We start from the raw sequence: 11,649 nt of genomic DNA on the forward strand, positions 1-11,649 counted from the left end.
GCGAGGGTTTTCTTGCTTTGCAGTTTTCTAATTTGTAGATGTTTATACATGAATAGATTGATTCAAATATTGCTGATAACGCTTGTGGTTTTTAGTGGCTTTGAAGCACGCGCACAGAAATATCCTAAACCCATTCAGAAAAGAATTGATAAGGCCATAAAGCAAGCCTTTGCTGCTGAAGAGGTGAGCTTTTCAAAAAGCGAAGTGAGTGCAGATCAAATTGTCCAGTTTCCTGATATCGAAAAGGTTTCTGTATATCAACTGAAAAGTAATGATAGCTTATTGGGATATGCCACATTTGCAAGCTCTAAGGGAAAAAATGACCTCTTTGATTATTTGGTTCTTTTCGATGAAGAAATGATCATTAAAAAGGTTGTGATATTGGTGTATCGCTCATCCTATGGAGGCGAGATTATGGCCAAATACTGGCTGAAACAATTTGAGGGCAAATACAAGGGCGAACAAATGGTTTTCGAAAAAGATATTGATAGCATATCGGGTGCGACCATATCGGCTCCAGCCATTACCAAAGGAATAAAATCGCTTAGTTTATTAATGGTTCAATTAAAAGAGGCGGAGAATCTTTAGGAGTGAAAAAACAAATGCTCAATTAAAATTCTAAGACCAATCAGAATTAAAACAGCTCCGCCAATTACTTCAAATTTTTTACTGGCATTGCTACCAATTTTTTTTCCTAGCAACATACCAAGCATTGATGCGATAAAGGTTACAATACCAATAATTATTGCGGGCCACCAAATAATCACATCAATTAAGGCCATACTAAAGCCAATTACTAAGGCATCGATGCTTGTTGCTACAGATATTCCCAAAAGAACACTTAGTTTTAGCGGATTGAATTTTTGTTCCTCTTCGTGGTTTGTCAGACTTTCATAAATCATTTTACTTCCTAAACCTGCCAATAGCAGAAAGGCAATCCAATGGTCGAATTCCTGAATCAGATCGTGGATTTCCCAACCTACAAACCAACCAATAATGGGCATTCCTCCCTGGAATAGGGCAAGAAAAAAGGCGATTTTAACAGCTTGCAAAAATTTTATATCCTTAATTGCCAAGCCGCTGCATACCGAAGCAGCAAAAGAATCTACCGAAAGACCTAAGGCGATCAAAAAAATACTGACTAATTCCATTCTATTTTCAATTGGGATTGCAAATTTAATGGATCAGGAGAATTAAAAAAGCGATTCCTGTAATATAGAATCGCTTTATGATATTGTGTTGAGATTTTATGCTGTTTTCAGACTCAGAATAAACTCACTGCCTTTGTTTTCTTCACTCTCTACCCAGATATCGCCACCATTTTTTTCGGCAAATTCTTTACAGAGTATCAGACCTAGTCCACTGCCGGTTTCATCCTCGGTTCCTACGGTGGTATAATTGCAGTCGAGTTTAAATAGTTTTTCCTGGTTTTCCTTGCTGATACCAATGCCCGAATCTTTTACCTTAAGAAATACAAATTCTTCTTGTATGTCGGCCGATATTACAATTTTACCATTGCTTTCGGTAAACTTAAGAGCATTGCTAATCAAATTTCTTAAAATAGTACTCACCATATTTATATCGCCATAAGCTTTGGTACCCGATTTGATATCGGTACTCAGTTTAATCGATTTATCAGCAGCCTTAAGTTTGAAAATAATCAGTGTAGATTGAACCAATTGATAAAGGTCGAATTGTACTGGGTTGAATTCCAGTTCGCCTCTCTGACTTTTAGCCCATTGTAACAAGTTCTCCAAAAGTGTAAACAAGTTGTGAGATGATTCGTTTATATTGGCATTGTATTCTTCAATCAATTCAAGATCTTTTCCCTCTTTTACTTCATCTTTAATCAACTCCGAAAATCCAAGAATTGAATTAAAAGGCGATCTTAAATCATGTGCAATGATGGAAAAGAATCGATCTTTAGTGGCATTGGTAATTTTGAGCTTTTGGTTATACTCTTCAAGCATGCCATTAATTTTTTTAATGCGCAGGTTAATCTTTGCTTTCGATTTGTAGAGAAAATAAACCAAAATCAATAATGCCATTGTAATGATAAAGAATACAATCAGGTAATTGGTAAAAGCCCGTTCCTTATCGAGTTTTTCTTGTGTAAATTCGTTTTTAACTCTAAGAATTTCGTTTTCTTTTTCTTTTTTCTCTGTTTCAAACTGAGTTTGCAGATGAGCAATTTTATCAGATCGGACTACGTTTATTAAGCTATCCTTTAAATGGTTGTATGACTCATAGGTCTTGTATGCCTTTTTGTAGTTTCCCGAAGAATAATAATATTCAGACTTCAACTGCAGGAAACTTCGTTCCATTGTTTTAATTTTCAGTCTTCTGCAAATTTCAATTCCTTCATCAATTAAGCCTTCTACCTTTTGCAGTTTTCCTGAAAACAGATATACTTTTGCCAGTGCTTCAAGGTTATAAATGATCTCGGTTTCAAGTTTTAATCTTCTGTTGATTACCAATGAATTATCGAGATAAAAAATGGCTTCGGAAATATTGCCTGTTTTAAAGTAATTTTCACCAATATTATTCATAGCCAGCGCTATACCTGGCTCATCACCAATTTCGGTGTAAATGGTAAGTGCTTTCTTAAAATATTCTAATGCTTTGCCCAGTTTGTTATCGGTTTGATATAAGGCAGCCATATTGTTGTAAATTACAGCTTGAGAGCTTTTATCGTTGTCTTCAATTGCGAGTAATAGTATTTTATCATAGGTATTAAAAGCCTTTTCGTTTTGTTTCTCATCACTATATATTAAGGCCATATTGAGCATTAAAGTTTTTTGCAGGCTTTTATTGTTTAGATCCTCCGCAATCTTGTAAGCTTCCAAATATTGATTTAAAGCTATTTCCAAATCGCCACGTTCCCAATAAATAATACCCAAACCATTTAAGCAACTTGCAATGATTCTTGGATTATCTATATCCTGACAATATTTTATCGATTTGTTAAAGTATTCAATGGCATTATCATATTTGCTAACATCTGTAAAATAAGTTCCAAAACGATAATAGAGTAATGCTAAAATTGTAGAGTCTTGTTTTTCGAGAGCAAGCTCTTCTGCTTCTAACAAATGCTTATATGCATTCTCGAATTCACCTAATGCCCTGTAGCTATTGGCTATGGTTTGGTTGGAATTAATTAAGCTAATTTTATTGTTCTGAATCTTAGCAAGTTCGTAAGATTGTTTGGCATAGAAAAAAGAACTGTCTAAATTGACTGTATTATACGCTGTGGCAATATCAATTAAAACGTCAGTCTTTTCGTTTTCGGATGCGGTAGTTAACTGCTTTTTTAGTTGATCTATTTCACTTTGTGCGAAAGTATAGTAGGGGATAAGGCAGCAAAATAGGAATACAAGTTTAAGGGGAAATTGCATTTTTAATAAAAGTCGTTGGTTTACAATAGCTGTTAGATTATCGGTGTACGCAATAAAATGGTTTTGGTTATTTGATTTTTAGTTATTTAGATTGTTTATTTCTAGTTTGGTTGGTTGTAGGTTTTAAACGACCGATAAATATACAATTTTTTTGGAGTCATAAATCCCTGATTTTAAAAATATCAGCTATTGATATATAAAAAAAACCTTCCAGTTGATCTGAAAGGTTTTTGGTATGCTTTAGCCAATTTCGAGCATCCTTTGTATGGATGTAATGGCTTTTTTTGAAATTTCTTCAGGAACTTTTACTTCGTATTTTTCTTCGAGTAAAGCGTCTAAAACTCCTTGTAGTTTTACTCTTTTCATCGATCCGCAAATTGTTTTAGGGTGAATAAGAATAAACTCTTTTCCAGGATTTGCTTTTTCCAGTTGGTGTAAGGTTCCTAGTTCGGTAGCAATAATGAACTGTTTTTTCTCCGATTCTGCAGCATGCTTAATAATTCCTGCCGTAGAGTAGAAGTAGGCATTTGGCATGTTCAAAATCTCATCGTCATTTGCGCAGTTGCTTTCAGGATGAATAAGAATATCAGCTTCAGGGTATTTATTTCCCATTTCGATGATCATATTGCTATCAATTCTTTCATGAACACAGCAATCGCCATCCCATAAATCCATTTCAATACCAGTTTTTTTAACGATATATGCTCCAAGGTTTTTATCTGGTGTAAAAAATATTTTTTTATCCTTACCCAGGTGCTCAACTACTTGAATTGCATTTGAAGATGTACAGCAATAATCTGTTTCAGCCTTTACTTCTGCGGTTGTATTCACATAGGAAACGACCAAGCCACCAGGATTTTTTTCTTTCCAGTTTTGAATGTCTTTTCCTGTAATACTTTCTGCAAGAGAGCAGCCACATTTTTGGGCTGGGATAAGCACTTTCTTTTGTGGAGAAATAACCGAAGCGGTTTCTGCCATAAAATGTACACCACAAAAAACAATAATATCGGCTGTTGTGTTGCCAGCTTCTCTGGCCAATCCTAAGGAGTCGCCTATATAATCTGCAATGTCCTGTACTTCAGGATGTGTATAGTAATGAGCAAGAACAATGGCATTTTTTTCCTTCTTCAGCTCCTCAATCTGTCTAATAATATCTTTATTTTCCATTTTAGGAAATTACTTTCGATTTTAATTATAGTATAATATTTTGGCTAATATCAAGCGCTTTTACCGAGTGGGTAAGTGCTCCTATTGATATAAAATCCACTCCAGTTTCTGCAACGCCTTTCAACCTTTCAAGGTTCATATTACCCGAAGCTTCAGTTTTGGCTTTTCCATCAACCATTTTTACTGCCAATGCCATGTCTTCGTTGCTCATATTATCAAGCATAATGATATCTGCGCCAGCATGTAAGGCTTGCTCAACTTCTTTAATGTTGGTGGTTTCTACCTCAACCTTAATGTGTTTTGGAATCGATTTTCTGATTTGTTCAACGGCTGGAGCGATTCCTCCGGCAACTTTGATATGATTGTCTTTAATCATCACCAAATCGTACAAACCAATTCGATGATTGGTGCCACCTCCTGTTTTTACGGCATATTTGTCCAGGGTTCTTAAGCCTGGAACCGTTTTTCTGGTATCTAAAATCTGAACATTAGTATGTTGTACTTCAGCAACATATTTTGCTGTTTCGCTGGCAATTCCCGACATGCGTTGCATCAGGTTCAGAGCCAGTCTTTCACCAGTAAGCAATGCTCTAAAACTTCCTTGTATTTCTACAATTACATCTCCTTTTATTACAGTATCACCATCTTTCACAAGAGGGGACCATTTTAGATTTGGATCTAGTTTTTTGAACACTCTTTCAGCTACAGGTAAACCTGCAATTACGCCATTTGCTTTGGCTGTCATACTTGCCTTTGCTACCGAGTTTTCAGGCACTAAATTATTGGTGGTGATATCACCATCACCAATATCTTCACGAAAAGCATGTTCGATGATATATTCTAATTCTTGAATATTCAATCCTAATTCTTCCATCTGATTGAAATAATATTATTCTGATTTTACTTCTATGGGCACAAAAGTAAGCTCTTTATTTAATTCTTGTATAGAGTGAGCAAGAAAGTCTTCATTTTCTGTGATAAAATCTTCCCGATAATGACCTCCGCGACTTTCTTTTCGTGCCAAAGCTGCATTTGCCATCAATGAGCAAACGCTTAGCAGGTTCTTCATGCGAATGCTATAATATTCATTCCGCTTAAAAGGGAAACTTTTTTCTGTTTCAGCAATTACATTCAATACTTCCATTAAGCCATCGGCACTCCTAACAATTCCAACTTTATTATTCATTGCTTCGGCTATATCATTCGAAAGGTTTAAAAATACTGTCGAAAGAGTATTGTCTATTTCAATTTCTTGACGATTCGAAGAGAAATTCTCTCGGTCTGATTTAACGCCTAAAGAGTGAGCGATTGCTCGTTTTCCGAAAACAAGGCATTCTAAAAGAGAATTAGAAGCCAATCTGTTTGCCCCCATAACACCAGTTGATGCCAATTCACCACAGGCATACAAGTTTGAAATATTTGTTTGTCCGTTGATATCGGTTTTTATGCCACCAACTGTATAATGTGCTGCCGGAGCAATTGGAATTTCACTTAGAAAATCGGCTCCGGACTCTTTACATTTTTCGTAAATTGATGGGAATCGTTTTCTTAACTTCTCACTATCTAAGTGCTTTAAGCTAAGCATAACATGATTGGTATTGTACTTTTGCATTTCGTTAAAAATGGATCGAGCAACAATATCGCGCGGAGCAAGTTCGGCCAAGTCATGAATTTCCAGCATAAAGCGTTCGCCATTGGAATTCAGTAAATGAGCACCTTCACCTCGAACAGCTTCACTAATCAGGAATGTATATCCTTTATCGGTATAAAACGAACTTGGATGAAATTGAATGAATTCCATATCGGCAATTTGAGCACCTGCCTGATAGGCAAGAGCTATTCCATCACCAACTGTGGTTTCCGGATTGGTAGATCGTTGATATACAGCAGAGGCTCCTCCCAAAGTTAAGATGGTCGATTTTGCCTGTACACAAAGATTCCTATGGTTTGTAATATTAAAACTCTTGGCTCCAAAACAATGTTTATCTGCTACAAGTAGTTGGTAAACCATCTGGTTTTCGAATATTTCTATTTTGTTGGAGTCCAATACTTTTTGGATGAGAAACTGAACCAATTTTTTGCCTGTAGAATCGCCACCAGCATGCAAAACCCTTCTTCTATGGTGTCCACCTTCCAATGCCAACGCCAGTTCACCATTTTCGGTATCGAACTGCATTCCCATTTCGATAAGGTCTTTGATTCGCTCCGGCCCCTCGTTTACAAGAATATCAACGGGCGTATAATCACACAAACCTCTTCCGGCTACAATTGTGTCTTCCAAATGCAATTCGGGGAAATCTGTATCGCTGGTAACAGCTGCAATACCACCTTGTGCGTAATAAGAATTACTTACATCAAGTTTCGATTTGGTAACAATCGCAACAGATCCATATTTAGAGGCCTCAATGGCCGAATACAATCCTGCAAGTCCACTTCCGATTATTAAAAAATCGAATTGTTTGTGTAACATTTTAGAAAAATCTTGGTTCGTGCGAAAATAGTTATTTTCATTCTATCGATGCTAATTTTAGATGAAAAATAAATCCAGATTCTAAAATCATATTGAAGATCAGAAAAAAAGGTGACAAAATTGCCACCTTTCTGATATTGAGTTCAACTTTTATTCAAGATTCGATAACAGGCTGCGTACTTTTGAAACAGAATCTACTTTGTACCTGGCGGCTGTATGTTTTAATCCTACCTTAATGGTAATGGCCGTATCGGGTAGTTCTCTAAACATGTATTCATCGGTCCAATCATCGCCAAGAGCCAAAATAAAATCGAAATTTTGATTTTGAAGAAATTGTAATGAAGCCATTCCTTTGTTGATTCCACCACTCTTCACTTCTATGACTTTATTTCCTTCCAGGATTTCCAGGTTGTGATTGGCAATCATGGTGGTTAACTCATCTTTTAATTCATTGGCACGTAGCTCACCTTGCTCGGGTTCCGATTTTCTAAAGTGCCATACCAGCGAATAGTTTTTTTCTTCGATAAATGATCCTGGTGTTCTGTCTACAAAAGTCTCAAGTATTGGACGAATACTTGGTTTCCAGGTGTCGTTGGCATTGGCTAGCATTTTCCACTCTTTGTTGTATTTCTTAATCCAAACACCGTGTTCTACAATCAAGTTGATTTTATGACCATCGAACCAATTCTCCAAACTTTCTCTATCGCGACCGCTAATAATTGTAATTACATTTTTAGGATCTTCTTCCAATTGATACAGGATTTTATGAAGCTCCTCGTCTGGTTTTGCATCGTTTGGATTCTTTTTAAATCCTGTTAAGGTGCCATCGTAGTCTAAAAATATGGATCGTTTTTGTGAATTGGCATACTCTGTTTTAATTTTTTCCAATATGGAAGTATTCACTTTTTTGGCATAAATTGAACTTTGCAATTTTTCAACTTTTCGTAGCGATTTCACAAATTCAGACGACCATTTGAACACATCGTATCTCTTGATTCGATCTTGAAGGTAAATCATTCGTTCTCTTTGTTCTTCAAGCGGCATGGTTAAAGCCTGGTAGATACTTTGGGCAATCTCTCCCGTATTGTTTGGATTAATCATAAGTGCTTCGCCCATTTCCTTTGAAACTCCGGCCATTTCACTCAAAATGATCACTCCTGTGCGGTTGGTACGGGAAGCGACATACTCTTTTGCCACCAAATTCATTCCGTCCCTTACCGGTGTAACCAAAGCAACATCACAGGAACTGTAAAGTTCAATCAGATTCTCAAAAGGTAATGATCGGTAGAAATACCAAACAGGTGTGTAGTTAATACTTCCAAATCTACCATTTACATTACCTACTAATTCGTCTACTTCTCGTTTTAAGTTGATATAATGCTCTACTGTACCTCTCGATGGAACTGCCAACATAATCAATGTAACTTTACCAATAAATTCGGGATACTCTTCCAAAAACTTAGCAAATGCTTGTAAACGGTTGGGTATTCCTTTGGAGTAATCCAGTCTGTCGATGGAAAGTATTAATTTTCTGTTGGGAGAAACAAGGAAGTATTTTTCCAGTTCACGATGAAGTTTCGATTTTTCCTGCAGTGGCTTCTGAAAAGTCTGAATTGCTGCGTCTCTAAATTTATCGTAATCAATTCCCATCGGAAACGAATCAACGATTACAATTCGGTCTTCGATGTGTATTTCGTTAAAAGAAATCTCGTAACCCATTAATCGACGTACACAACTAAAGAAGTGTCGCTGATAATCGAAAGTATGAAATCCAATTAAATCGGCGCCTAGCATTCCTTGAATTAATTCTTTTCGCCATGGTAATATTCTAAATACCTCGAACGACGGGAAAGGGATATGCAGAAAAAAGCCTACCGTAACACCTGGCTTTTGCGATTTAATCATTTCTGGTACCAATAAGAGTTGGTAGTCATGAATCCAGATGGTGTCGCCTTCTTCAAGTGTTTCCAAAGCCTTGTCGGCAAATTTCTGATTTACGCTAACAAATGCATCCCAAAGTTCAGGGCTATAGTCTATGTATTGAGCAAAATAATGAAACAGTGGCCAAATGGTTCTGTTGCTGAATCCATCGTAATACAAATCGATTTCTTCTTTTGACAGGTGAACTGATACACAATCTTCTTCGATTAGTTTTTCATCGATATTTGATTGTAATTCTTCATTCAAATCATCACTTGGCAAGCCTGGCCAACCGATCCATTTCCCATTATATTCTTTGTATACAGATCTCATTCCGGTAGCTAAACCACCAACACTAGGTACAAGTTCAATATGATCATTTTCTACATTTATACTTACTGGAAGTCGATTGGAAACGATGTGAATTCTATTCATAAAATGTGGTTTTTTATTTTGGTAGAAATGCTATGATTCTCGTGAAATTTCTATAATTTCCAAGCTGTTTCTAACACAATTGATTAAAATTTAACATGATTGTATTTGAAAAATCACTTTGATAATTCAAATATTACGTGTTAAGTGTTTGATTATAGGTGTGTTTGTGTGTTGTAAGTCTGTTGGTTTCGTTCTGGAAACAACAGTATGTTTTATGATTAAGCTCTAAAATAGTGATTTTTTATGAAGAATTTAAATTATGGAGTAATTGGTAATTGCCGTAGTGCTGCTTTAATATCAGAAAGTGGATCTTTGGATTGGGTATGTTTACCGCAGTTCGATTCATCTTCGGCATTTGCAAAGATTTTGGATAAGGAGAAAGGTGGGAGTTTTGAAATTATTCCTGAAAATTTAATTGCCATTAAGCAAGAGTATCGAAAATCAACAAATATTTTAAAAACCATTTTTGATTGTAGTGATGGTAGTTTTGAAGTGTTGGATTTTATGCCCAGGTATTTTACCGATAAGAAGGATTATTATGCACCACCAGATGTGATTCGCTTTTTTAGGTTGATATCGGGTAAGCCAAGTTTTCGTTTAAAGTATGATCCAAAATTGGATTATGCCCGCAATGAGACCAAGAGTAAAATATCGAGAGATGGTTTTATTAAATCCTATACTACTTCCGGCAATTACGATTCTCTCTATCTGTACTCGAGCTTCGAGGCATCAGATATTGTGGAAGGCAGAAGAATTACTCTGGAAAAAGAGGAGTTTTGTTTGGTGAGTTACAATCAGAAACTATTGGAGCAAACCCAGGAAAGAATATATTTGAAATTACAACGAACCAAAACGTATTGGTTAGATTGGGCCGAACGATCAAAAGTTCTGCCAAAGTATGGAGAAGAAGTATTAAGAAGCGCCCTGGTCTTAAAACTCTTGAGTTACCAAAAGAGTGGTGCAGTTTTGGCGGCATTAACTACTTCATTGCCCGAAACCATAGGAGAAGTGCGCAATTGGGATTATCGCTTTTGTTGGATCAGAGATGGTTCAATGGTTGTGAAAATTCTTACCCAACTAGGGCATTATAATGTTGCGAAGCGTTATCTCAAATTTATCATGGATATTATTCCTGAGAAGAATGAGAAAATTCAGATCATGTATGGGATCAATGGGGAGAAGAAGTTGTCGGAATATGAACTGGAGCATTTGGCAGGATATGAAGGATCGAAGCCGGTAAGAATTGGTAATGCTGCATACAAACAGAAGCAAAATGATATTTATGGTATTTTGTTAGACTTGATTCATCAGCATTTTGAAATGTTCGAAACTTCGCTGGAACATAGTGAGGAGTTATGGACTATTGTTAGGAGCATAGTAAAAGTTGTAGAAGAGAACTGGAAAAAACCAGATAGAGGTATTTGGGAGATTAGGGGAAGAAGTCTTCACTTTACTTTTAGTAAGGTAATGTGTTGGGTGGCCTTTGATAGAGCAGTTAAAATTGCAGATCTTTTAAAACGAGATTACTATGTTGCAAAATGGAAAGTGCTTAGACATTCGGTTAAGGAAGATATCTACAAAAAAGCCTGGAACGAGAAAAAGAAAGCTTTTAGCCAGTTTTATGGATCAGAAGATATGGATGCATCGGTTTTACTAATGGAACCTTATGGTTTTATTGATGCCAGTGATGAGAAGTTTAAATCTACAGTGCTGACCATACAAAAAGAATTAGAACACGATGGACTGATGTATCGATATAAAAATCAGGATGATTTTGGTACACCTAAATCAGCATTTACAATTTGTTCTTTTTGGTTAATCAACAGTTTATTTAAAATTGGTAAGAAAAAGGAAGCAAAGGAAAAATTTGAGAAACTCCTGAGCTATTCCAATCATTTGGGATTGTTTGCCGAAGACATTGATTTTGCTACAAAAAGAATGCTTGGAAACTTTCCACAAGCGTATTCTCACCTGGCCATTATCGAAACTGCCCTAAATTTTTCGGGAACTCAATTTGAGGATGAGGATAATTTGCTGGAACAATTGAATGGCTAATTTCAAATTTTTGAAATAAAAAAAGGAGCATTGATTTCAATGCTCCTTTTATTTTATTGTATGTCCCGTCCTGAAATAAGTTGACAGTAAATCGACTTATTTATGAAAATATTGAGAAAGACTGTAGCAAGGCGTACCCAACGAAATTATAATTTATCCTTTAAATTGTCAGTTGTACGTCAAGTTGAAGAAGGGGAAATGACCTAC

Annotated in this window: 8 protein-coding genes; 2 read left to right on the forward strand and 6 right to left on the reverse strand. The window is 36.1% G+C overall.

Annotated elements, in window-relative coordinates; genetic code table 11:
• Window positions 1-48: 48 nt before the first annotated feature.
• Window positions 49-588: an FMN-binding protein gene (locus ELS83_RS17210; protein WP_171596781.1), complete on the forward strand. Its 540-nt coding sequence runs from the start codon at window positions 49-51 to the stop codon at window positions 586-588.
• Here ELS83_RS17210 and ELS83_RS17215 read toward each other — a convergent pair.
• The 6 genes from ELS83_RS17215 to ELS83_RS17240 all read right to left on the reverse strand — a co-directional run bounded on the left by ELS83_RS17215 (window position 585) and on the right by ELS83_RS17240 (window position 9,387).
• The gene (locus ELS83_RS17215; protein WP_171596782.1) at window positions 585-1,151 is read right to left on the reverse strand and encodes a manganese efflux pump MntP; all 567 of its coding nucleotides are present in this window, start codon (window positions 1,149-1,151) and stop codon (window positions 585-587) included. The genes ELS83_RS17210 and ELS83_RS17215 overlap by 4 nt on opposite strands.
• A gap of 96 nt (window positions 1,152-1,247) precedes the next feature.
• Window positions 1,248-3,395, reverse strand: coding sequence for a tetratricopeptide repeat-containing sensor histidine kinase (locus tag ELS83_RS17220; protein ID WP_171596783.1), 2,148 nt, complete (start codon window positions 3,393-3,395; stop codon window positions 1,248-1,250).
• A 240-nt stretch (window positions 3,396-3,635) separates the two neighbouring features.
• Complete coding sequence (nadA, locus tag ELS83_RS17225) at window positions 3,636-4,562, reverse strand: quinolinate synthase NadA (protein WP_171596784.1); 927 nt, start codon at window positions 4,560-4,562, stop codon at window positions 3,636-3,638.
• A gap of 25 nt (window positions 4,563-4,587) precedes the next feature.
• Complete coding sequence (gene nadC / locus ELS83_RS17230; protein ID WP_171596785.1) at window positions 4,588-5,436, reverse strand: carboxylating nicotinate-nucleotide diphosphorylase; 849 nt, start codon at window positions 5,434-5,436, stop codon at window positions 4,588-4,590.
• A 15-nt stretch (window positions 5,437-5,451) separates the two neighbouring features.
• Complete coding sequence (nadB, locus tag ELS83_RS17235) at window positions 5,452-7,032, reverse strand: L-aspartate oxidase (protein ID WP_171596786.1); 1,581 nt, start codon at window positions 7,030-7,032, stop codon at window positions 5,452-5,454.
• A 150-nt stretch (window positions 7,033-7,182) separates the two neighbouring features.
• Complete coding sequence (locus ELS83_RS17240; RefSeq protein ID WP_171596787.1) at window positions 7,183-9,387, reverse strand: bifunctional alpha,alpha-trehalose-phosphate synthase (UDP-forming)/trehalose-phosphatase; 2,205 nt, start codon at window positions 9,385-9,387, stop codon at window positions 7,183-7,185.
• Window positions 9,388-9,630: 243 nt separating this feature from the next.
• Here ELS83_RS17240 and ELS83_RS17245 point away from each other — a divergent pair, with 243 nt between their 5' ends.
• Window positions 9,631-11,442, forward strand: a complete 1,812-nt coding sequence (locus ELS83_RS17245; RefSeq protein WP_171596788.1) for a glycoside hydrolase family 15 protein — start codon at window positions 9,631-9,633, stop codon at window positions 11,440-11,442.
• The last annotated feature ends 207 nt before the right edge of the window (window positions 11,443-11,649 follow it).

The organism is Marinifilum caeruleilacunae (genome assembly GCF_013141825.1).
Taxonomy (GTDB): domain Bacteria; phylum Bacteroidota; class Bacteroidia; order Bacteroidales; family Marinifilaceae; genus Marinifilum; species Marinifilum caeruleilacunae.